Raw genomic sequence first — 23044 nt, 5'->3', positions numbered from 1 at the left:
TGATACTTTTTTTCTCAGTTTTTGAGAAATAAAGTACCATTTTTACCTAAAAATATATATTACAACTATTTTTTACTTAAAATATCTCTTACAGCAAGTATTCCCATTACTGCAGCAATATTAAGTCCACTTCCATATCCTGAACTGTCTCCAACTGCATAAAGTCCTTGCATGCTTGTTTCCATATTTTTATCAATTTCTATTCTAGTGCTTCTAAATTTTATCTCTGGGAAGTAAAGTAATAGGTCTCCTGAAGCAAATCCTGGAGTAATTTTATCTAATACTTCAATAAATTCCATTATATTATCTAAAAGTCTTTGAGGACATGCTAGAGCAATATCTCCTGCTACATAATCCTCTGTTGTAGGTACTATATTTAATCTTGCTAATCTTTCATCAGTAGATCTACGTCCTTCTTTTAAATCTGCATAAGATTGAACCATCAATTTTCCACCTGTTAACATTGCAGACATTTTAGCAATAGCTGTTGCATATTCAAAAGGCTGATTAAATGGTTTTGTAAATTTCTTAGTACATAAAAGTGCAAGATTTGTATTTGTAGATTTTCTATCTTTATATGCGTGTCCATTTGCAAGAACAAAATCATCATATTTTTCAGCTGCTATAAATCCACTTGGGTTACTACAGAAAGTTCTCATCTTATCTCTGTAGTTTCTTGAATAATAGATCATTTTTGCTTCATAGAAATTTTCATTTATCTCTTTCATGATGATGTCTGGTATTTCAGCTCTTACACCGATATCAATAGCACCATTTTCATATTTAATATTGTGAAGTTGGCAAAGTTCCATCATTTTCTTTGCACCACTTCTTCCTAAACCTGCAACAACATGATCCGAATAATATTTCTCTTCCTGACCTCTATGTGTTACAATTACTCCTCTAACTCTGTTGTCATCAACTATTAGTTTATCAAGTTCTCTTTCAGTTACAAACTCTACCCCTTTTGACATAAGGTATTCTATCAACTTAGTATACAGTTTTCTTGAACCGTCTGTTCCAAGGTGCATTGTAGGAGTATCTACAAGCTGAATCCCATTCTCTATACATCCTCTTTTTATCTTTTCCATTGCACTATTGTATCTAAGTCCAGTTGGCTCTTCATTGAAACCAAATTTTCTATATACTTTAACTACATCAAGTATTGTTTCATTTACAATCTGTTTTCCTGTGATAACATGCACATCTCCACCTACTCTATAATCCATATTGAATTTTGAGTCTGAAAATGCTCCTGCTCCGCTCATTCCATAAATAATTGAACAAGTTGGGCAATTAACACATGTTCCTATATTTTCTTTTGGACAAACTCTCTGAGTTAACATCTTTCCTTTATCAAGTATAAGTATCTTAAGATCTGGATTTTTCTCAACAGCTTCATAAGCTCCAAATACTCCAGCTTGTCCGCCACCTAAAAATATAATATCATACTTCATTAACAACATCCTCCCACTAGTATTCTTGCCATTTTATTCCCTGAGAATAAGCATTATCTTTCAAATTTGCATGAATCTCTCCAGTCTGGTTGGCATAATCATAATTCCATCCACCTGTTTCTGTTCCATTGTCAAAATTTTTCGTATCAAATACTTCATTATTCTCAGTTATGCTTTCTGTTGCTGAAGTTTTAGGCATTGTATTATGTCCATAAATATCAGCAAAAGATATTTTTTTACCATTTTCATCTATATAATCAAGTAGTTTTAAATTATCCTTTGCTCCATCTTTTGTCAGTTCAGGGTAATGTCTGCTTACTTGATAATACTTTTCAAGAGCTATTCTGAGTTCAGTTAAATCATTTACAACATTTTCTGCTTTTTTGGATTCTCTTATATCTTTTACACTGAAAGTTCCTAATACAACAGCTACAACAACTGCTACTATTATAAACAACCACATGATAAAAGACTCTATTTTTTTATCTTTGCTTGCCATTTTCTATCTCTTTGGTTTTATAAAAGCAGGTCTTATTACTATTCCAGCTTCTTTTGGACAAACAAGTTCTATTTCTAAAGGTCCTCTTTTAACAGATATCCATCCTAAACCTTTTATTGCCAGTTCCTGTCCTGCTTTAATAGTTAATCTATGTTTCACTTTTTCTAAAGCATTGTAACTTTCTCTACAGCTGTCACAAGGTGGATTCAACATATTACCTTTATCTGTTTCAATAAATTCTTTCATTTTTTCAACATTTGTCTCATGGAACATTACATCTTTAGCTGCATAAAGTGAAAAAATAGGTTTTATACCATCATCATTTAAAACTTTAAACCAGATTAGTTGTCCAACAATTAGAACTCTATTTTTAGCTACTTTAAATGTTTTTCTAGATATTTCATTAGAAGGAACCATCTTTAAATTACATTTTTCACATACCATATCAGATATTCTTCCTTCAGGAATTAATCCTGGAGTATCAACTAATACTATATTTGTATGTGGTATCTGTCTCTTAACACTTTTTAAAGTTGTTCCTGGATATTTAGAAACAGTAGCAGTTTTAGCTCCTACCAATCTATTTACAATACTAGATTTACCAACATTAGTAACTCCTAGTACTATAGCTTGCACACCATCTGGATAGAAAAATTTTATTTTCTTATAAATCCCATTAATTCCATATCCATTTTTACTGCTTACTATAGCTATATCAAGTGGGGCTATCCCCTCTTCTGCAAGTCTTCCTTTTACCCAGTTTGCAACTTCTGAAGGGTGTTTTTGATCTGGAATCAAATCAAGTTTATTTATTACAACTATTGAGTCCATCTCTCTTAACACATCTAATATCTCATCATCAAAAGATCCTTCAAAGTCAATAATATCAAATACTGCTATTGCAACTTTGGCATCTTGCATCTCTTTTTGTACAACTTCTCTATAATCATCTCTTGTAAGTTTTACAGGAATATATTGTCCATAATTTTTTATTTTAAAACATCTTTGGCAATAATGATCATGCGAATCATTAAATTTTTCAGGTGGAAGGTATCCACTTTTGTTGGGATCATCACATTGCAGTTCAATACCGCAACCTATACAGACTTTCTCACTCATAATATCTCTCCTTATTTTTAGATTACATCACAGATAATATTCTTATTTGTGTATATACATATATCTCCAGCTATTGACATAGCTTCTTTTGCTATCTCTTCTGCTGTCATTGTGTCCACATGGTTTAGTAATGCTTTTGCAGCAGCATAAGCATAGTTTCCTCCACTACCTATAGCTGCTATATTTCCATCTGGCTCTATAACATCTCCATTCCCAGAAAGGATAAGGATAGTATCTTTATCAGCTACAATTAACATAGCATCTAAAACTCTTAAAGCCTTATCTGTTCTCCACTCTTTTGCAAGTTCCACTGCAGACTTTTTTAAATTTCCTTCAAACTCAACAAGTTTTGCTTCAAATTTATCCATTAAAGCAAAAGCGTCAGCTGCTGCTCCTGCAAAACCAGCCATTACTTTATATTTTTCAATTTTTCTTATCTTCTTGGCATTATTTTTAAATACAACGTCACCAAAGGTAACTTGTCCATCTCCTGCCATTGCAACTTTACCATCTTTTTTTATAGCTATTATTGTAGTTGCTTTAATCATTGTGTTCACTCCTTATTTATAAATTCAATGTTACACCGCTTATCATCTGTTCATAAAGTTTTGTACTTTCAATATTAACGTGTCCCATTAATTCCTTTACATATAGTACATCCATACCATGAGAAAGCATATGCACAGCAAAAGTATGCCTAAAGCTATATGGACTGATCTCTCTTTCTATTCCTGCTTTTTTGGCATATCTATCAATTATTCTTCTCAAGGATCTGTCACTTAATCTATTTCCTGATCCATTGACAAAAAGTATATCTGGATTGTATTTTTCCTTATATTTCTTTTTTTTTGCTTCTACATAGTCTTTAAAATATTTACGAACTCTTTCACTAAAAAATACTATTCTATTATTTTTCCCATTTGTAACATAGAGTTCTCTTTTATCTAAATCAAAAACTCCCTCTCCCACACTAAGCAACTCTACTGTAGTAATACCACTTGAGTATAAAAGCTCAAGCATAAGCCTATCTCTTATTCCATTAGCTGTCTTAAGTGAAATCACCTCTCTTAAACTATTTATCTCTTCAATAGTTAATACATCTGGTTTTTCAACAGAAAAAGATGGAGATGCCACTATTTCAGCTGGATTTTGGTATACTATATTGTTTCTAACAAGATATTTGAAAAATGATCTTAAAGAAGAGAGCTTCCTATTAATGGTACGTTTAGAATTACCATTTTCCTGCAAAAAAAGTATAAACCCTCTTATCATAACTGAAGAAACCTCTTTAGCACTTTCAGTTTTTTCAATCTCTAAAAGATATTTTGAAAACTGAAAAAGGTCTTTCTTTAGTGATAAGATAGTATTTTGACTTTTATTCTCTCCAAATTCTGCAAAATATAGATATTCTCTTATATTTTTTTCAAAATTTTCATTTTCCATCTATACACACCTGCTTATGTTTATCTAATCTCATGTAATTTTGTGTCAAGATAAGCAAGAGCAATTTTTGAAACCTCATTATAACGCTCTTTTTTATCTCTTATTTTAACATCCAAACTTCTTATAATTCCAAAGTTTGGTCCCATAGGTTGAAAATTTTTCTTTTCCTCAGTTATATATTTGACCATAGCACCAATAGCACTTCTATCATCTAATATAAATGGTTCTTTTCCTTCCAATCTATGTGCAATATTTATAGCTGCCATCATTCCAGTAGCTATTGAAGAAACGTATCCTTCACTTCCAGTAATTTGACCGCCAAAATATACATTATCATTTCCTTTTAATTTTAAAGTTTCATCAAGAAGTTTTGTAGAATTTATAAATGTATTTCTATGCATTACTCCATATCTAACAAATTCTGCATTTTCTAATCCAGGGATCATTGTAAATACTTTTTTCTGTTCTCTCCATTTCAGGTTAGTTTGGAATCCAACAATATTATATAATTTTCCATCTTTATCATCTTGTCTAAGTTGAACTACTGCATAGTCCATTTTATCAGTTTTAGGATTTATCAATCCCTTAGGTTTAAGTGGTCCAAATACAAGTGTTCTCTCTCCAGTCATGGCTATTCTCTCCACTGGCATACATGCATCAAATATTTTCTCCTCTTCAAATGCTTTTAATGGAACTCTCTCTGCATTGATAAGTGCATTATAAAAATTATAATACTCTTCTTTATTCATTGGACAGTTTATATACTCTCCATCTCCCTTTCCATAACGAGATTGACGATATGCAATATCCATATTTATTGAATCTGCAGTAACTATTGGTGCTGCAGCATCATAGAAATAAAGATATCCACTATGAGTTAACTCTCCTATTTTATCTGATAAATCTTTAGATGTTAAAGGACCAGAAGCTATCAAAACTATTTTATCTTTAGGAATCTCAGTTAATTCCTCCTCAATAATCTCAATATTTTCCATGCTTTTCAATGTTTCTGTTATCTCACTGGCAAAACCTTCCCTATCAACTGCTAATGCCTGCCCTGCAGGTACTCTATGCTTATCTGCTATTCTTACAAGCAATGAGTCAAGTCTTCTTAATTCCTCTTTCATAAGACCTGAAGCATTAGCAAGATTATCAGCTCCAAGTGAATTACTACATACTAATTCTCCAAAATACTCACTTTTATGAGCCTCAGTTTTCTTTTTAGACTTCATTTCATAAAGTTTAACTTTTATTCCTCTTTTTGCCAGCTGATAAGCAGCTTCACTTCCTGCCAGTCCAGCACCTACTACTATTACTTCTTTGTTTCCTGTCATTATTTCTCCTCTTTAGGTTTTGGTATCTTTCTAATATTTTTACATTCTGGATATCCTGTACATGCTAAGAATTTTCCCCATCTTCCTCTTCCAATTTTAAATGGTTTTCCGCATTTTTCACAGACTCCAGCTTCTTTAATTATTCTATCTTCTTCATCTTTTATAGCTTGAAGAAGTCCATTTATCTGAACAATTCCATTTTTTTCTATAATTTCATTGTTTTTTAATTTTTTTCTAATTTCTGATGGAAGTGGCATTCTAAGTTTATCTTCAGAATATTTTTCACTCTCAAGATATGCACCATATCTTCCAACTTTTAACAGATAGATATCCCCTTTATCTGTCTTTACATCAGTAGGTCTACCTTTTTTCTCTTTTAATAACTCCTGAACTCTATTTTTTACAAAGATTTTACCCTCTTTGATCTCTTCGGGATCTATCTCAATTCCTTTAAGAGAGATTTTCTCTTTACATCCTCCATCTTCTTCAGATACAGGACATGCGAGATATCTTCCAAATCTTCCTGTCTTCATTATCATGTTTCCTTTTCCACAAGGACAAGGCATATCTGATTCTATTATTCTGTTTGCTTCTTCTTCTACTTTTACCTTAAATTTATCAATATATTCTTTTAGCTCCTTGTAGAATATCGATAAAAGTCCTACCCAATCTTTATGTCCATCTGCAACATCATCAAGCTCATTTTCAAGTTCTGCAGTAAATTTAACATTCATTATATTTGGGAAGTTTTCTTCTAACACATCTTTTATTTCATAACCCAGTGCTGAAGGAACAAAACTTTTTCCTTCAAGTTTCACATATTCTCTTTTCTTTAAAGTTTCTATTATTGCTGCATAAGTAGATGGTCTACCTATTCCTTCAGATTCTAATTTTTTAACTAAAGATGATTCAGTAAATCTTGAAGGAGCTTTTGTATAGTCCTCTTTTATATTTAGTTTTTCAAGTAAAACTTTATCCCCAACATTTATATCAGGGAAATCTCCAAGTGGTAAATCCTCTTCATCTTTAAATACCTTGTAATATCCATCAAAAATTATCTTGTTGATAGTTCCTCTGAAATCAAACTTATCACGTGATGCTACAAGTTCAAATTGTTCATATTTCATTGGAGCTAATTGAGAAATTAAAAATCTCTCCCAAATCAATCTATATAACTTTAATTGATCTGCATCTAAATATTTACTTAAAAATTCTGGTGTAAGATTGATATCTGTAGGTCTTATTCCTTCGTGAGCATCCTGAATTTTTTGTTTGCTCTTGCTTGTCTTTTTAGTACCTAAATATTCTTTACCAAAATTTTCCAATATATATTTTTTCGCCATTTCCTGAGCTACTTCTGAAATTCTTATTGAGTCAGTTCTCATATAAGTAATAAGCCCTTTATGAGTTCCATCTACATCTACACCTTCATAAAGACCTTGAGCTACTCTCATTGTCTTAGAAGCTGAAAATCCAAGATAAGAAGATGCCAGTTGCTGAAGAGTACTTGTTTTTAAAGGATTAGGCGAATTCTTAGTCTTTTTACTAACTTTTGCCTGACTTATTTCAAAATCCTTTTTCTCAAGTTTTTTTATCTCTTTTACATATTTTTCTTCTGTAAGTTTATCAACTTTTTTATCTTCGATTTTATATAATGCTAAATTAAGATTTCCTGTAAAATCTCCTTTTATATCCCAGAACTTAACTGGAACAAATGCTTTTATTTTATCTTCAAGATCACAAATAAGTTTTAATGCAACTGATTGTACTCTCCCTGCACTTGTATTTGAAGCAATACATTTCCATAGAAGAGAACTTATTCCATATCCAACAAGTCTATCAAGTATTCTTCTTGCCTGTTGTGCATTTACTTTATCCATATCTATTTTTCTAGGATGTAAAATAGACTCCTTTATAGCATTTTCTGTAATCTCATTAAATTCAATTCTGTTATCAGCATTTTCATCTAATTTTAAAGCGTGAGCAATATGCCATGCAATTGCCTCTCCCTCTCTATCCGGGTCAGATGCCAGATAAACTTTATCAGATTTCTTTGCATAACTTTTTAAGGTTTTTATTACTTCACCTTTTCCCTTAATTGTGTTGTACGATGGTGTAAAACCATTCTCAACATCTACACCAAGTTTACTTTTTGGCAGGTCTCTAACATGACCAAAAGATGCTACAACTTGAAATTTTTTCCCCAAAATCTTTTCAATTGTTTTAGCTTTTGCAGGTGACTCAACTATCACCAGATTTTTTTTAACTGCCACATTTTTCACCCCTATCGGTTCCTTTCTTTTCCCGTAACATTCTACTAAATTATACGAAAAAAATCAATATTTTATCTATACCCTTCTTCGATACTTCCCTCCAGGTACACTACAAATTATTTTCTTTACCTCTAATTCCATTAAAATAGAGAGAATCTCTCCAGCTTTCATCGAACTTTCAAGTATAATTTCATCAAGATTTTTTTCTCTATCAAGAACATTGTATATTTTTATTTCATGTTCTGTCAAATTTAATTTTTTTGTGATATCCAATTTATCGCTTTCCCAACCATATTCACTCAATATATCATTGACATCAGATACCAATTTTGCCTGACTATTTTTTATAAGCATATTAGTTCCCTCTGAACATGGTGAAAAAATATCTCCTGGTACAGCGAAAACATCTCTCCCCTCTTCTAATGCAAGTTCAGCAGTTATTAAACTACCTCCCTTTTTTTGACTTTCAACAACTAAAACTCCTCTGGACAACCCAACAATTATCCTATTCCTTAAAGGAAAATTATAGGTAAAAGGTTCTGTCCCCAATGGAAATTCACTTAATAAAAGACCATATCTTTCAATCCTTTTCCAAAGTTTTTCATTTCTACTAGGATATATCATATCCAGTCCACTTCCTACAACTGCTATAGTTTTACCATTATTGTCCAAAGTTATTTTATGACATACTCCATCTATTCCCAATGCTAAACCACTTACAGTTGTAATACTGTTTTCAACTAATTCCCGTACAAATTTTTCACATGTTATCTTACCATATGTAGTTGCTTTTCTTGTTCCAACTACTGCTATTTTTCTGCCTTTTAAAAGATCGATATTTCCCTTATAATAGATAAATATTGGAGGTTGTGCAATATTTTTTAGTTCTACAGGATAATTCTTACTTTTTAAAAATAAAACTCCAACTCCACTATCTTCCAACTTTTTTAATTCAGATAACAGATCTATATCTTTTGAAAGATAAATTTTCTCAACCTCATCGTTATCTATTTTCATTGCCATTGTTAAATAACTCTTCCCCAATTTAAAAATATCCTCATAATTTTCAAATCTTTTTAAAAGTATTCTCTGTGTCCCTCTTCTCACCCCTGTTGCTTCAAGTCTAAACCATTCCATTAAATTCCCCCTATTTTAAATTTGAGTATGCTTTCATCAACATCTCCTTTATAAGCGATGATTGTGGGAATTTGCTTCTACCAATCTCCAATATGTTTTTAGCCTCTACATACTTTCCTGAAGCAAGATATGAATCTCCTAATCCTAAATATACAGATTCATTCTGAACAAATTCCATGTATTTTTTAAAGTCACTTATAGCACCTTCATAGTTACCCATATTTCTATTTATGATTCCTCTTCCAAGATAAGCCTCATAAAATTTTGGATTTTTTTCTATTATTTCGTTATAAAATTTCAATGCATTTACATTATCTGCTAAAAATCTTGCAGCAGTAGCAGCACCAAACATACTTTTTACATCTCCAGTACCCTGTGAAAAAACTTCATAAGCTTTCTCATATCTACCGCTTCTAAAATAATAATCTCCAACACGGAAAAGTTCAGAAGGATTCTCTTTTAAATACTCCATATAAATTTTAAACTCGTTGTCATAATCATCATGAATCTGTCTCAGCACATTTTTGTCTGGTTGATATGTTATTTGAGCATCCATTTTTTTTATTCTTTCCCAACGTTGACTCATTTCCTGCTGTTCTTCTGTCATATATGGTGTAACAGTTCTTACAACAGTGTATACCTCTTCTCCATATGAAAAATTAAATACTGCTAATGCAAGCAGACTAATCAATGTTTTTTTCATAAATTTTCTCCTTCACAATTCCTTTTATTGTTCCATCTAAAACTTTTATATTCATCTCATCATTAACTTCTATATCTTCTACACTCTTTATGACCTTATCCCCTTTAGTTGCTACACTATAACCTCTTTCCAGTGTACTCAATGGATTTAATGCCATAAGCTTATGTATTCTTTTATCAAATTCATTCTGAAATTTACTTATACTAAGTTCCATAAGACTTTTAATCTCTTTTTCACGATCTATTAAACTTTGATTTTTCTCTTCAATTGTTTTTGAAAAGTTTTTAATATAGTAATTTTCCTCTCTAAGTCTAAGTTCTTTTTTCATTCTTTCAACTTTTCCCAATAAAAGAGTTCTTACATATCTTATTCTATCCTGAACATTTTCTACGCTTTTAACTTTTTCAGGAACAGACATCTCTACTGCCTGTGTAGGAGTAGCTGCTCTTGCATCTGCAGTGAGATCTGTTAACATAAAATCAACTTCATGCCCAACAGCTGAAATTATAGGTTTTTCCGAATTAAAATAAGCCATTGCTGTTTCTCTTTCATTAAATGCCCATAAGTCCTCAGCACTTCCTCCACCTCTACCAGCAATTATAAGATCGATTTCAGGAATCCTATTAAGCACTTCTATCCCTTTAACGATTTCCTCTTTAGATCCAGTTCCCTGAACTTTAGCAGGGTATACATATATATTTATTCTGTCATCTCTTTTTTTAATTGTTTTTATTATATCCTGCACTGCTGCTCCAGTAAGTGCAGTTACAACACCTATATTTTTAGGATATGATGGCAGTGGTTTCTTCTTTGATGGATCAAAATATCCAGCTTTTTCCATCTCTTTTTTTACCTTTTCAAGTTCTGCATACATCTGACCTAATTTACTCTGTTTTTCAATATGTCTTACAAGGACTTGAAAATCTCCTCTTGCTTCGTAAAATCCAACATCTCCAAATAATTTTACTGCATCTCCATCTTTTAAATCTTCAGGTATTTTTTTGAATTTATAACTAAATGCTGCACATTTTACCTGAGCATTTTTATCTTTCAGATTGAAATAAAGATGTCCACTTTTATAATAAGTGACTCCTGACATCTCCCCTTCTAAGAAAAATTCTCTAAATTCACTATTTCCCTCTAAGTACCCTTTTACCCTTTTATTTAATTCAGTTACTGTATAAGTTCTTTCTTCAAACATAATTACCCCTTAAAATTCTAATAATAACTTTTTCAATTTAATCATTTCATCTCTTTTAACAATTGCAGTTTCAAAATCCAATTCTTGTGATAATCTTTTTATCTCTTTTTCAAGTTTTGATATCTCTTTTTCAATATCTTTTCTTGATGAGAATACCTTCTTCTCTCTGGCTTCTTCAAAAGATTCTTCAGAAATTCCATAATCCAGATTAACCATCTCTTCAGCAATCTCTCTTACTACACTCTTTGGATCTATATTATTATATATATTATACTCATTTTGAATCTTTCTTCTTCTATTTGTTTCTTCTATTGCCTCACGCATAGAATCAGTCATCACATCTCCATATAATATAACTCTACCTTCCACATTTCTTGCAGCACGCCCTATAGTTTGTACTAAAGATCTTCTGCTTCTTAAAAATCCCTCTTTATCTGCTTCAAGTATTGCTACTAATGACACCTCAGGAATATCAAGCCCTTCACGTAAAAGGTTTATTCCTACAAGCACATCAAATTCTCCTTTTCTCAACCCATTTATTATATCTATTCTTTCCAATGTGTCAATATCTGAGTGCATATATTTAACTCTTAATCCATAACCAATATAGTACTCTGTAAGCTCCTCAGCCATTTTCTTAGTTAGTGTTGTTACAAGAACTCTCTCTTTCTTTTCAGCTCTTTTTCTAATCTCTTCCATAAGATCATCCACTTGATTTTTAGTTGGACGAACCTCTATTTCAGGATCTAAAACTCCTGTTGGTCTAATTAGTTGCTCTGCAATATTTCCATTTGAAACTTCCAATTCATAATCTCCAGGTGTAGCAGAAACAAATACTGTCTGACCTGTTATGTTCCTAAACTCTTCAAATCTCAATGGCCTATTATCTAAAGCTGCTTTAAGTCTAAAACCATTCTTTACTAAAGATTCTTTTCTTGCTCTATCTCCATTATACATTCCACGAATCTGTGGTACTGATATGTGCGATTCATCAATATATGTTACAAAATCTCTTGGGAAATACTCAAGAAGTGTATCTGGAGTTTCTCCAGGTTTCTTTCCTGAAAGATATCTGGAATAATTTTCTATTCCTTTACAATATCCTATCTCTCTTATCATTTCTATATCATAATCTGTTCTCTGTTTTAATCTTTGAGCCTCTAAAAGTTTTCCCTCTTTTTCAAAAGCCTCAACTTCAGCAATTTTGTCCCTTTGTATCTCTGCAATTATTCTTTCTATATCCCCATCAGCTGTTAAATATTGAGTTGCTGGGTATATCATTATTCTCTCTAAATTACGTTTAATAGTCTGACCAGTTAAAGTATTTATTTCAGACATTTGTTCCAAATCTTCTCCCCAAAATTCCAATCTATATCCTGTTTCCATATAAGTAGGATATACATCTATTACGTCACCTTTTATTCTAAATTTACCTCTTTCAAAAGCAATATCATTTCTTTCATATCTTATACTTATAAGTCTTTCAATTAACTCTTTTCTGGATATTCCAGTCTGTCTATCTATTGGAATAGTCATTTTCTTATAAGTTTCAGCTGATCCCAATCCATAAATAGCTGACACAGATGCCACAATTATTACATCTCTTCTGTTAATAAGAGCGGCAGTTGCAGCCTGTCTTAATTTTTCTATCTCATCATTTACAGATGAATCTTTCTCAATATATGTATCTGTTACTGCAATATATGCTTCTGGCTGATAGTAATCGTAATAAGATACGAAATATTCAACTGCATTTTCTGGAAAAAACTTTTTATACTCCGAATATAACTGAGCTGCCAAAGTCTTATTAGGTGCCAAAATAAGTGCAGGTCTATCTGTTTCTTTTATTATATTTGCAATGGTAAAAGTTTTACCAGACCCTGTTACTCCTAATAAAACCTGATCTGTTATACCATCATTTATATTTTCAGCAATTTTTTTTATTGCCTCTGGTTGATCCCCAGTAGGCTGATAATTTGAGTGCAACTTAAACATTTTACCACCTTACCTCAATTTCTTTACAGTTTAATTATAACATAAATATTTTTACTTGCTATACTATATCTTATTTATTTAACCTTATTTATTTACCAGATCACATAAAAAAGACCCTGGTTTTATATCCAGAGTCTTTATTAACATTGCATTTATATCAATTTGCAAAAGTATTAGAAATCTTCAAATTTTCTGTGATGACTTATTTTCTCAACACCAGATGTGAAGTCATAATCTGCACCACTATTTTCTATAGCTTTCAATACCTTTTTTGCTTTTCCCACATTTGCAAGATTTAGCACTGTTCTTTGACGGTTATTCTTTATATCAATATCTCCACCAAATTCAAGAAGTAATTCCATTATCTTTCCTAAATCTTTCTGTGCAGCAATATGTAGAGGTGTGTTTCCATCCTTGTTTTTTATATTAGGATCAGCCCCATTATATAATAACGTGTCCACAAAATCAATTTTGTCCATATCAACACAATGGTGTAAAATAGTATTTCTATCACTATCTTGTTCTTCCATTGAATCCATGTCTAAATTATCTTTAAACCCTTCTAAGTCATTTTCTTCAACAAATTTTAAAAGTTCCATTTTGCCTTCTGTAAATAATCTCCTTTATTTTTTTATTATATAATCGTTAAAATATTAATCCTAGCACTATCTTTTTTAATAACCACTCTCCTCAAGAAAGATTGGCGGTTCAATTTCCAATTTGCACTTTTTCCCTTTTGCTGCTTCAACTAAAACAAGGTTTGAATTTTTTTCTTTAGAAAAATGCACAAATCTAACTCTCTTTACAGAAAAACCACAATCTTCTAACTCTCTACATATTTCTATAAATCTATAGCTACGATGCACCATTGTAAAAGTTCCAATGGGCTTTAATAGTCTTTTAGCATTTTTTATCAACTCTCTAAGATTAAGTTTTAATTCATGCCTAGCTATTGACTTACTATCATTTTCATTTTGTTTCTTCCCATCTATTGTCATGTAAGGGGGATTAGAAACTATATAATCATAAGAGTTCCCATAGGGATACTCTTTGACATCACAATTTACAATTTTTATCTTCTCTTCTAGCTTATTTAATTTTACATTTTTTTCAGCTAATTGACAACTCTCTTTTTGAATATCAATACCATAAATTTCATCTCCCTTATCTCTCATAACTATCAACAAGGGAATAATTCCATTTCCAGTCCCGATATCTAAAATTTTTCCTTTTTTTCCTGGTGTAAAAAAATCTGCTAAAAGCACTGCATCTACTGAAAATCTAAATCCTGATTTATCCTGAATTATTTCAAATCCATTTCCCAGTACACTTCTATCCTCTACCACAGACATTTCTATTCCTTTTCTAATTCACTGTGCTCTATTTCTTCAGCTGTTTTAACATTTTTAAGTTTATTCGCTTCTCTTCTGTTGAATTTAACTTCATGTAATTCAAATTTCATGATTCCCTTATCCTCAATATCAACAAACATATATCCACTTAAAGGACTGATACTGATTACCTTTCCTTCTCCTTTAGCTGTTCTTACGCTTTGATTAACTGCGGGATATTTTCTAAGTACCTCTTCATACTGACTATATTCATAATTTATACAGCAAAGAAGTCTTCCACATACACCTGAAATTTTTGTAGGGTTTATTACAAGTCCCTGGTCTCTTGCCATTTTTATAGATACAGAATCAAATTTATTTATAAAAGTTCTGCAACAAAGCTCTTTACCACAAATTCCTATAGTTCCAAGTATTCTTGCTTCGTCTCTTACTCCAATCTGTCTAAGTTCTATTCTTAATCTAAAAATATTAGCTAAATCCTTAACTAATTCTCTAAAATCTATTCTTCCTTCTGCTGTAAAATAGAAAATAAGTTTAGTTTTATCAAAAGTATACTCAGTTTCAACAAGTTTCATTGGAAGTTTATGCTGAGCAATTCTATCTTTACATATTTCAAAGGCTTTTGCTGCCTCTTCCTTCAATTGTGTATACTTTGCTAGTTCTTCTTCATCAGCTTTCTTTATTACTGGTTTTAAAGGTAATACAAGCTCTGTTTCAGGCAACATTCTAGCTTCTCCATAGACACTTCCAAGTTCTTTTCCTCTTACAGTATCTACAATAACTTTATCTCCCTTTTTATATTCAGTATCATCAGTTACTTCAAAATAATATCTTTTTTTAGTTACTTCAAACATCACTCCAAGAACCTTATAATATTTAAGCTCCTGTGTCTCTACTTTTTTTTCTTCTTGCTCTATATTTAAATTTTCCATTAAATCCTCCTATTCTCACATCAGTCCTTCTTCTAAAAAACTAAAATACCTATTTTTACCAATTATAACATGGTCTAATAGTTTTACGTCTATCATATCCAAAGCATCTCTCATATGCTGTGTAAGCTCTACATCTGCTCTTGACGGCTCTATATTTCCTGAAGGATGATTGTGAGCAAAAATAACTCCTTTAGCATTGTAAAATAGCACTCTTTCAATGATTTTACGTGGGTATACAACGCTTTTGTCTATTGTACCACAAAAAAGTTTTTCTGTCGCTAGTAATTTATTTGCATTATTAAGGTATAAAACATCAAATTCCTCATCTAATAAATGACCTATCTTAGCATGTAAATAATTAAGAAGAGAATTTTTAGTTCTTATCTCTCCAATAAAGGTTGATAAATCTTTATCCATTACCTCATTACTAGTCGTATTCTTAACTACATCACCTAAAAGTCTCAAAAATAAAGCTGTACTTTCCCCTACTCCCTCTACTTTTGTAAGTGATTTAATATCTGAATTTATTATATTAGTTATATTTTTGTAATCTGTCAATAATTTTTTTGCAACATCCTTTACATCTTTTCTAGGTATTGCATAGGTCAGAAGCAGCTCTAAAAATTCATACTCCTCAAAAGTTTCATAGCCACCTTTTTTGTATCTCTCTTTTAATCTTTTTCTATGCCCTTTTACAAGTTCTGAATTTGCCACTCCATCCCCTCCTTAGTTTTAAGAAAACAGCTTATAAACTTCTACAGGTGTTTTCATTCCATTAATAACATCTAATGCACAATCTATCATAGGATATGTAAGAACAGCTCCTGTTCCCTCTCCTAACCGCATCTCCATATTTAAAAATGCTTTTTTTCCTATTTCATTTAAAACTATTTTCATTCCAGGTTCTTCACTCATATGTGTAGGTAAGATGAACTCTTTTACAAGTGGTTCAATTCTACATGCAGCTAATGCACCAACTGCAGATATAAACCCATCTACTAGCATAAGTTTTCTGTATTTTACACATCCAAGATACATTCCAACCATACATGCAATGTCAAGTCCTCCAACATGTGCAAGAACGTCCACTGGATCCATCTCAAATGTATTATATTTTTCACATGACTCTATTATTATCTTTTTTTTCTTTACAAGGGCACTGTCAGAAAGGCCTCCACCTCTTCCAACTATACTGTCAATATCCCCTCTTGTAAAAGAATACAATACAGCTGAACTTGTTGAAGTGTTTCCTATTCCCATTTCACCATTAGAGAATACAGTAACTCCTTCTCCTTTGTCCTTTATCATATCCATTCCAGTTTGAATTGCTTTTAGACACTCTTCTCTGGTCATTGCTGGTTCTCTATAAAAGTTTTTTGTTCCTTTTTTTACTTTTAATCTATAAAGATTTGGGTACTCTCTAGGAATATCTCCTGCAATCCCTATATCTACTAGATTAAATTCTACACCTAATCTTTTAGTTAAAAGTCCAATAGCTGCTATTCTGTTTAACATAGCTTCAGAAACAATCTGTGTGTACTCTAATGGACATGATGAGATTCCCTCTTCAATTACGCCATTATCTGCCGATGCAACAATATGACATTTTTTCTCAACACCTTTTACTGGAAATCCATATATTCCTGCCATTTGAATTGCTATTTTTTCAAGAATACCCAAACTTCCTTGAGGTTTCATTTTTCTATTCAGCTCATCTTGTGCCTCTTGAACTGATTTTTCATCTAATCCAGAAATATTTCCCAACATTTCTCTTATCTCTTTAATCAAATTAATCACCCTATATATTTAATGCTGTAAGCACTGGAAATCCATCAGAAAATTCAATCACTGCTATTCCACAGTTATTTATTGAATAGTTCCAGTAACTTTTCAAACCTGTTGAAAGATACCAACTTAAAATGCAACCAATTATTCCCCAATGAGTTACTATAAGGTTGTCCTTTTCTAAATCCAGGCTCTCTATAAAAGATACAGCTCTTTTCTGTAAATCCTTTGGACTCTCTCCAGTTTCAAAATCATAGTTTTCCCAATCATTTTGACTTCTCACACACTGTGCAGGATATTTTTCTTTTATCTCCTCATAAGTCAATCCTTCGAAAATTCCAAAATCAATCTCCTGAAGTCTGCTATCATATTGAATCTCTTTATCAAGATAATTTACTATTTCTGCTGTTTGTGATGCTCTTTTTAAATCACTTGAATATATATTATCATATTTAATCTCTTTTAATCTCTCTCTAGCATCATAAGCCTGCTTTTCTCCAAGTTCTGTTAAAACTGGGTCAAGCTTACCAAAGAAAAGACCATCTAAATTCATCTGTGTCTGTCCATGTCTTACTATAATAAGTCTTCCCATTCTCCTGTATCCACTCCTTACATCACTATATATCTAAATACAATATATATTAAAAATATTGCAATTATTTCTGAAAGTTCTAAAACAGCTCCCAGTGTATCTCCTGTAATTCCACCAATTTTTCTAGTTATAAGTTTTGCAAAACCGTAACCTAGTATCATTAAAACTGGTATTACAGCTAAAATTTGATAAGGCAGTCCAAAGACATAACATACACATCCTGTAAATACTGCAGTTAGCACAGTTGCTATTAACACTCCAGTACCGTCTGTATGATCCACAAATGTTTTTCCCATCCCTGTTGGTCTAGCATAAGGTGCTGATGCGCAGTTTACAACACTATTAAGTCTTGCTAATACTGGCACTACAAAAAGAACTAAACCAGAAGGAACACCAGCTACAGTATCTAATTCATATAAAAGTGTTATTTTTAAAATAAAATACATAATAAGAACAAGACCACCATTTGTCCCAAGTCTTGAATCTTTCATAATTTCCAACATTTTTTGCTTACTTCTATAGCTGAAAATGCCATCGAAAGTATCTGCAAGTCCGTCTAAATGCAATCCACCAGTTACTATTACCTCAACCATTACCAATAAAACTACCATAACCATTGGTGTAAAAACTATTGTATTTGCCAGTAGTAGGAAAAATAAAAAGTTTATTGCTCCTATTACCATTCCAACTATTGGAAAAAATTTCATACTTTTTCCTAATTTATCTGAATCAAACTCAGGTTCATACCCCATTGGTAACCTAGTCATAAATCTAAAAAGTAAAGCTATTCCATTCATCTATTATTTCCTCCTAAAACTATTTTAACTTCATCATTATTCCAGACACTACTAAATATGCCTCATCTGAATATCCAGCTACAAGCTGATTAATACGTCCACATATATCTCTAAAATGTCTTCCTAATGGATATGTTGGAACAAGTCCCATTCCTAATTCATTAGATACTACGACTGTATCCATCTCTATTGATTTTAGATAGTCAATTAGAGAAATAGTTGTATCAGTAATTTCCTTTTCCAACTGTTCAACCTCTTCAACTGAAATTTTATCCCAGTCATACTCTTTATCCATTATCATCAAATTTGTTACCATATTTGTTAAACAATCTAAAAGAATTACCCCACCTGCTTCAACATGAGGTTTTATTTTTTCTACAAGGTCTTTATATCCTTCAATTGTCAACCAGTTATTGCCTCGTTGTTCTTGGTGTTTTTTTACTCTAGCTTTCATCTCTTCATCAAAAGCTATACCTGTTGCAACATATATTTTTTTAGTATAATTTCTTGCAAAAATATACCCTTCAGCTTTAGAGCTTTTTCCACTTCTAGCTCCACCTATAAAATAAATAATTTTTCCCATCATTTCACTTCCTACTTCTATTTCAATGTTTTAATTATACCACATATAGGCCTCTTTTAGAATAAAAATAATCTCTGTTCTTAAAACTAAAAAACTCCACCGTCCTTCTTAGTTGTGTAAGTTTTTAGGTGAAGTATATTTAAATACTACCTGTGTAATTATTCAATTTTGTTGATAAACTAAAGAGCCCTCGTGTTACTACATTTAAATACTACCAATGTAATTATTCAATAGAAGTGAAACATTGGAGACTCTGAAAACTCTAAAATTTAAATACTACCAATGTAATTATTCAATGAACTAATGAATGCAGTTGTATCAAGTATGTTTAATTTAAATACTACCAATGTAATTATTCAATACTTCTTTTTCTGTTGGTTTAAAATCTGCTTTAAGATTTAAATACTACCAATGTAATTATTCAATTTTAAACACAACTTACAAAAGCTATTATAACAATAATTTAAATACTACCAATGTAATTATTCAATTTGATATAGGGAATATTAGAGAAAGAGGAGTAATAGCATTTAAATACTACCAATGTAATTATTCAATAGGTTTTTGAGGTATGTTATAATACCTATGGAGTTATTTAAATACTACCAATGTAATTATTCAATGTAAACACTTTGTAAAGGGGGGCGTTTTCACTTAATTTAAATACTACCAATGTAATTATTCATTTTTTTTTGAATACCCCCAGGAGTGATCCGTTTCACATTTAAATACTACCAATGTAATTATTCAATAGAGGGGTTTTTTCTTTCCCCTAAATCAATAGAATAATTTAAATACTACCAATGTAATTATTCAATTTTTTTTTGCTCTCTTCAACACGTTGGAAGTATAACTATTTAAATACTACCAATGTAATTATTCAATTCTGTTTAGTTTTGAAATTATTTATAAACTTTAATTATTTAAATACTACCAATGTAATTATTCAATCAATAACTTTCAATAAATCTATATGTTTTGTAGATTATTTAAATACTACCAATGTAATTATTCAATAAAATTCCAAAATTATAAAAAGGATGAATTAAAAAAATTTAAATACTACCAATGTAATTATTCAATAAGAGGTTCATTTGGTGCAGTTTGGCTTGGAAGTGAATTTAAATACTACCAATGTAATTATTCAATTGGATTGATGGGGATAAAATAATAAACAACGGCCCATTTAAATACTACCAATGTAATTATTCAATATTCCATCAGTATTGTAAAGACTTCTGTATTTTTGATTTAAATACTACCAATGTAATTATTCAATGATGGGGTGGACAGATGAGATGACTAATTCGGATGAATTTAAATACTACCAATGTAATTATTCAATCTCAAGCAAATCATCATCTAAGTCATAATCAATCCTTATTTAAATACTACCAATGTAATTATTCAATAAGAGGTTCATTTGGTGCAGTTTGGCTTGGAAGTGAATTTAAATACTACCAATGTAATTATTCAATTTTTATAATAAGGATTTAAAAGATATTAACTGCCAATTTAAATACTACCAATGTAATTATTCAATGCTTGAAAAAATAACAGAAGAAAAGTTTGGAAAAGAATTTAAATACTACCAATGTAATTATTCAATCCGTTTTTTCGTGCTCAATAAGCCTAAATTCTGGCAATTTAAATACTACCAATGTAATTATTCAATCCAGCTGAAACATTTTTAACTAATTCAAGTTCATAATTTAAATACTACCAATGTAATTATTCAATAAAAACCTTGAATTTTGGTGTAAAGTTCCTTGTGAATTTAAATACTACCAATGTAATTATTCAATGTTTAAAGGTCCTGCTTTTGTAAATGGAGAACCAGTATTTAAATACTACCAATGTAATTATTCAATGGTCATAATCAGCTTACTCTGAAATCACAACTTTCTTTCAATATACCATATTTTAAGGAATGCCTCAATTTTTTTCCAACCTCACATCAAATTTTCAACATTCTATATTTTTCGTTGCAAACAATTATTTTATGAGGATTTCAAAGTTTTTTTTATTTTTCCACTTGGAAAACTCATATAAAACAATCTTCATCTTCTTTCCATAGCACTCCTAGTGTATCTTCTGCAAAATACCTATCATTTATAAATTTGACTATACATACAGAGTCCTCTTTTTCATTAATAACTTTCCTTACCTCATTTTTTAATTTTAGAAGATTACCTGGTGTTATTTCTCCTCTAAAAACAGATCTCTGATAATGTGTTAAATATTTTTTACATACTTTAAAAATCTTATTTACTCTTTTTTCATTTACATCATAAAAAAGAAAAATATAGTTAAAATTATATCTATTCCTACTCATTAAATCTTCTCCTTGATGTTAAAAGGATAGAATTCTTCTCCTTCTAATATAAATTTAATCAGCTTGTATCCATCATATTTTATTGCTGTGAGGTAGCTCATGGTTTTATTAAGTTTGGGATTCAGGAAGGTTTCCTCCATACGTAAAAACAATTCTGTTAAAAATATTTGTTTTCCGTCATCATTTAGTAAACAGTAGTTATATTTCTTCCTAAAATGTTTTTCCACACTTAGACGTCTATTGTTTATACATTCAAAAATTGTTTTAAATACTATTATAGGTTTAAATACCTCTGAAAGATCCAAAGACAATGAAAGTCTTCTTTCTGCTGGTGAATGCAAGAAACTTATACTCGGATCTAGTTGAGTTTGGTATAATTGAGAGATAGTTTTTGTGTAAAGAACACTATTTCCAAAAGATATCAACGCATTTATCGGATTATCAGGTGGCCTTTTAACACGCTTATTCATTATAAAATCTGGATTAAGAAAATATTGAAATGAATTGTAGAACTTACTCCAAATTTCACCTTCTACTGCCATAATATCGTTTATTGTTACACACTCTTCCAGTCTCTCATCTACCTTTAACGCAAGCCAGTCAAGATACTCTTTCAACTCTTGCTTTCCATGTCTATAATAGTGGTATAAAACTTCATATATATTTTTTCCTATTCCACTGACAATCCTTTTTGCTATTTTTTCCTTATATTTATGATAACAACCTACTTGTTCTATTGTTAATTTACCACTTATATGCTTCTCACGTGGATAAAAACTTCCACAGTAGTTACAATAATAATCAAAAATATGCAATATTATCCCATGTTTTGCAAGCAATCCAAATAATTTGCTATTTAGATTAATTTCCTGAAGTGCATATATTTCTTTAGTATTTTCAACAGGAATATATACTTTTTTACCTTCTCCTTTAAAACATAAAGAATTATCCTTTCTCTCTAACGTTCCCATACTCATTATTACTCTAGTGCTGGTTCTCAATCTACGCATATCCTACCCTCCTATATATAACAGTATGGATAATAGGCACATTTTTTACATTTCTTATCCTTCTCTACCTTTGGAACTTTATTCTTTTCTAATAATTCTTCTATATCTGTAAGCATTTTTTTTAAATAATTTTCATTTTGTTCATCAAGTAAAACTTCAATTACTTTGTGATTCTGCTTATTTTTTTCTACAACTTCTATTTTACCTTTTTTTACTATACCCTTATTTTTTAAAATATAAAGATAATACAGAAGCTGAGCTTTTGCAGCATCTAAATCAGCATCAGATTTTTTTAGTTCTATAAGATAGTCACCTTTCATTTTATCCAATTTGATATTTTCAATAGCTATCTCTTCAGTTTCTTTTTCTTCATGAAGGGCACGTCCAATTCTAACAAGTTCACTTTCATCCTCCATCTCTATCTTATTGTAAAATAGATAACATTGCCTTTTACAATGCACATAATAATTGACTACAGTTCCTGTTATATTGATCAT

At 30.8% G+C, this 23044-nt stretch carries 22 protein-coding genes and 1 CRISPR repeat array; all 22 genes read right to left on the bottom strand.

Annotated elements, in window-relative coordinates:
- Positions 1–65 precede the first annotated feature (65 nt).
- Positions 66–1457 (bottom strand): FAD-binding protein, encoded by a 1392-nt coding sequence (locus tag IX290_RS03705; RefSeq protein WP_211491867.1) that lies wholly within the window; start codon positions 1455–1457, stop codon positions 66–68.
- 16 nt (positions 1458–1473) lie between these two features.
- Entirely contained in the window at positions 1474–1956 is a 483-nt protein-coding gene (locus tag IX290_RS03700; protein ID WP_249168835.1) for a hypothetical protein, read from the bottom strand.
- 3 nt (positions 1957–1959) lie between these two features.
- The gene (gene yqeH / locus IX290_RS03695) at positions 1960–3075 is read right to left on the bottom strand and encodes a ribosome biogenesis GTPase YqeH (protein ID WP_211491866.1); all 1116 of its coding nucleotides are present in this window, start codon (positions 3073–3075) and stop codon (positions 1960–1962) included.
- A gap of 17 nt (positions 3076–3092) precedes the next feature.
- Positions 3093–3623: an ATP-dependent protease subunit HslV gene (gene hslV / locus IX290_RS03690; RefSeq protein WP_211491865.1), complete on the bottom strand. Its 531-nt coding sequence runs from the start codon at positions 3621–3623 to the stop codon at positions 3093–3095.
- Positions 3624–3639: 16 nt separating this feature from the next.
- Complete coding sequence (locus IX290_RS03685) at positions 3640–4518, bottom strand: tyrosine-type recombinase/integrase (protein ID WP_211491864.1); 879 nt, start codon at positions 4516–4518, stop codon at positions 3640–3642.
- Positions 4519–4538: 20 nt separating this feature from the next.
- The gene (gene trmFO / locus IX290_RS03680; protein ID WP_211491863.1) at positions 4539–5852 is read right to left on the bottom strand and encodes a methylenetetrahydrofolate--tRNA-(uracil(54)-C(5))-methyltransferase (FADH(2)-oxidizing) TrmFO; all 1314 of its coding nucleotides are present in this window, start codon (positions 5850–5852) and stop codon (positions 4539–4541) included.
- Entirely contained in the window at positions 5852–8125 is a 2274-nt protein-coding gene (topA, locus tag IX290_RS03675) for a type I DNA topoisomerase (RefSeq protein ID WP_349290739.1), read from the bottom strand. The genes trmFO and topA overlap by 1 nt, the downstream gene beginning before the upstream one ends.
- Positions 8126–8200: 75 nt before the next feature.
- A complete protein-coding gene (gene dprA, locus IX290_RS03670; protein ID WP_211491861.1) occupies positions 8201–9262 on the bottom strand; it encodes a DNA-processing protein DprA in 1062 nt (353 codons plus the stop codon).
- A 10-nt stretch (positions 9263–9272) separates the two neighbouring features.
- Entirely contained in the window at positions 9273–9965 is a 693-nt protein-coding gene (locus tag IX290_RS03665; protein WP_211491860.1) for a tetratricopeptide repeat protein, read from the bottom strand.
- A complete protein-coding gene (xseA, locus tag IX290_RS03660) occupies positions 9946–11166 on the bottom strand; it encodes an exodeoxyribonuclease VII large subunit (protein WP_211491859.1) in 1221 nt (406 codons plus the stop codon). Before xseA ends, IX290_RS03665 begins: the two co-directional genes overlap by 20 nt.
- A gap of 9 nt (positions 11167–11175) precedes the next feature.
- Positions 11176–13161: an excinuclease ABC subunit UvrB gene (uvrB, locus tag IX290_RS03655; protein WP_211491858.1), complete on the bottom strand. Its 1986-nt coding sequence runs from the start codon at positions 13159–13161 to the stop codon at positions 11176–11178.
- A 173-nt stretch (positions 13162–13334) separates the two neighbouring features.
- A complete protein-coding gene (locus tag IX290_RS03650) occupies positions 13335–13760 on the bottom strand; it encodes an ankyrin repeat domain-containing protein (protein ID WP_211491857.1) in 426 nt (141 codons plus the stop codon).
- A 75-nt stretch (positions 13761–13835) separates the two neighbouring features.
- Positions 13836–14513, bottom strand: coding sequence for a tRNA1(Val) (adenine(37)-N6)-methyltransferase (locus IX290_RS03645; protein WP_211491856.1), 678 nt, complete (start codon positions 14511–14513; stop codon positions 13836–13838).
- Positions 14514–14515: 2 nt separating this feature from the next.
- Entirely contained in the window at positions 14516–15445 is a 930-nt protein-coding gene (locus tag IX290_RS03640) for a stage 0 sporulation family protein (protein WP_211491855.1), read from the bottom strand.
- Positions 15446–15460: 15 nt separating this feature from the next.
- Positions 15461–16159, bottom strand: coding sequence for a DNA repair protein RadC (radC, locus tag IX290_RS03635; RefSeq protein ID WP_211491854.1), 699 nt, complete (start codon positions 16157–16159; stop codon positions 15461–15463).
- A gap of 18 nt (positions 16160–16177) precedes the next feature.
- The gene (gene cobT / locus IX290_RS03630; RefSeq protein WP_211491870.1) at positions 16178–17230 is read right to left on the bottom strand and encodes a nicotinate-nucleotide--dimethylbenzimidazole phosphoribosyltransferase; all 1053 of its coding nucleotides are present in this window, start codon (positions 17228–17230) and stop codon (positions 16178–16180) included.
- 13 nt (positions 17231–17243) lie between these two features.
- Entirely contained in the window at positions 17244–17822 is a 579-nt protein-coding gene (locus tag IX290_RS03625) for a histidine phosphatase family protein (protein WP_211491853.1), read from the bottom strand.
- A gap of 17 nt (positions 17823–17839) precedes the next feature.
- Positions 17840–18619: an adenosylcobinamide-GDP ribazoletransferase gene (cobS, locus tag IX290_RS03620; protein ID WP_211491852.1), complete on the bottom strand. Its 780-nt coding sequence runs from the start codon at positions 18617–18619 to the stop codon at positions 17840–17842.
- 19 nt (positions 18620–18638) lie between these two features.
- Positions 18639–19202, bottom strand: a complete 564-nt coding sequence (cobU, locus tag IX290_RS03615) for a bifunctional adenosylcobinamide kinase/adenosylcobinamide-phosphate guanylyltransferase (RefSeq protein WP_211491850.1) — start codon at positions 19200–19202, stop codon at positions 18639–18641.
- Between the two features lie 137 nt (positions 19203–19339).
- A CRISPR array of direct repeats spans positions 19340–21073; the repeat unit is 30 nt; unit sequence ATTTAAATACTACCAATGTAATTATTCAAT.
- Positions 21074–21246: 173 nt separating this feature from the next.
- Positions 21247–21537, bottom strand: coding sequence for a CRISPR-associated endonuclease Cas2 (gene cas2 / locus IX290_RS03610; RefSeq protein ID WP_211491849.1), 291 nt, complete (start codon positions 21535–21537; stop codon positions 21247–21249).
- Complete coding sequence (gene cas1b / locus IX290_RS03605) at positions 21537–22547, bottom strand: type I-B CRISPR-associated endonuclease Cas1b (protein WP_211491847.1); 1011 nt, start codon at positions 22545–22547, stop codon at positions 21537–21539. Before cas1b ends, cas2 begins: the two co-directional genes overlap by 1 nt.
- Positions 22548–22558: 11 nt before the next feature.
- The gene (gene cas4, locus IX290_RS03600) at positions 22559–23044 is read right to left on the bottom strand and encodes a CRISPR-associated protein Cas4 (protein WP_249168834.1); all 486 of its coding nucleotides are present in this window, start codon (positions 23042–23044) and stop codon (positions 22559–22561) included.

Origin of the sequence: Fusobacterium sp. DD2 (assembly GCF_018205345.1) — a bacterium.
Classification (GTDB): Bacteria; Fusobacteriota; Fusobacteriia; order Fusobacteriales; family Fusobacteriaceae; genus Fusobacterium_A.
Note: the sequence above shows the minus strand (reverse complement) of the source record. Positions and strands in the feature narration are given on the sequence as shown.

What these genes read in the sequence shown, in the direction of transcription:
- IX290_RS03705 (WP_211491867.1), bottom strand. Translation starts at nt 1,457, where the DNA reads ATGAAGTATGATATTATATTTTTAGGTGGCGGACAAGCTGGAGTATTT.
- IX290_RS03700 (WP_249168835.1), bottom strand. Translation starts at nt 1,956, where the DNA reads ATGGCAAGCAAAGATAAAAAAATAGAGTCTTTTATCATGTGGTTGTTT.
- yqeH (WP_211491866.1), bottom strand. Translation starts at nt 3,075, where the DNA reads ATGAGTGAGAAAGTCTGTATAGGTTGCGGTATTGAACTGCAATGTGAT.
- hslV (WP_211491865.1), bottom strand. Translation starts at nt 3,623, where the DNA reads ATGATTAAAGCAACTACAATAATAGCTATAAAAAAAGATGGTAAAGTT.
- IX290_RS03685 (WP_211491864.1), bottom strand. Translation starts at nt 4,518, where the DNA reads ATGGAAAATGAAAATTTTGAAAAAAATATAAGAGAATATCTATATTTT.
- trmFO (WP_211491863.1), bottom strand. Translation starts at nt 5,852, where the DNA reads ATGACAGGAAACAAAGAAGTAATAGTAGTAGGTGCTGGACTGGCAGGA.
- dprA (WP_211491861.1), bottom strand. Translation starts at nt 9,262, where the DNA reads ATGGAATGGTTTAGACTTGAAGCAACAGGGGTGAGAAGAGGGACACAG.
- IX290_RS03665 (WP_211491860.1), bottom strand. Translation starts at nt 9,965, where the DNA reads ATGAAAAAAACATTGATTAGTCTGCTTGCATTAGCAGTATTTAATTTT.
- xseA (WP_211491859.1), bottom strand. Translation starts at nt 11,166, where the DNA reads ATGTTTGAAGAAAGAACTTATACAGTAACTGAATTAAATAAAAGGGTA.
- uvrB (WP_211491858.1), bottom strand. Translation starts at nt 13,161, where the DNA reads ATGTTTAAGTTGCACTCAAATTATCAGCCTACTGGGGATCAACCAGAG.
- IX290_RS03650 (WP_211491857.1), bottom strand. Translation starts at nt 13,760, where the DNA reads ATGGAACTTTTAAAATTTGTTGAAGAAAATGACTTAGAAGGGTTTAAA.
- IX290_RS03645 (WP_211491856.1), bottom strand. Translation starts at nt 14,513, where the DNA reads ATGTCTGTGGTAGAGGATAGAAGTGTACTGGGAAATGGATTTGAAATA.
- IX290_RS03640 (WP_211491855.1), bottom strand. Translation starts at nt 15,445, where the DNA reads ATGGAAAATTTAAATATAGAGCAAGAAGAAAAAAAAGTAGAGACACAG.
- IX290_RS03625 (WP_211491853.1), bottom strand. Translation starts at nt 17,822, where the DNA reads ATGGGAAGACTTATTATAGTAAGACATGGACAGACACAGATGAATTTA.
- cobS (WP_211491852.1), bottom strand. Translation starts at nt 18,619, where the DNA reads ATGAATGGAATAGCTTTACTTTTTAGATTTATGACTAGGTTACCAATG.
- cobU (WP_211491850.1), bottom strand. Translation starts at nt 19,202, where the DNA reads ATGGGAAAAATTATTTATTTTATAGGTGGAGCTAGAAGTGGAAAAAGC.
- cas2 (WP_211491849.1), bottom strand. Translation starts at nt 21,537, where the DNA reads ATGAGTAGGAATAGATATAATTTTAACTATATTTTTCTTTTTTATGAT.
- cas1b (WP_211491847.1), bottom strand. Translation starts at nt 22,547, where the DNA reads ATGCGTAGATTGAGAACCAGCACTAGAGTAATAATGAGTATGGGAACG.
- cas4 (WP_249168834.1), bottom strand. Translation starts at nt 23,044, where the DNA reads ATGATCAATATAACAGGAACTGTAGTCAATTATTATGTGCATTGTAAA.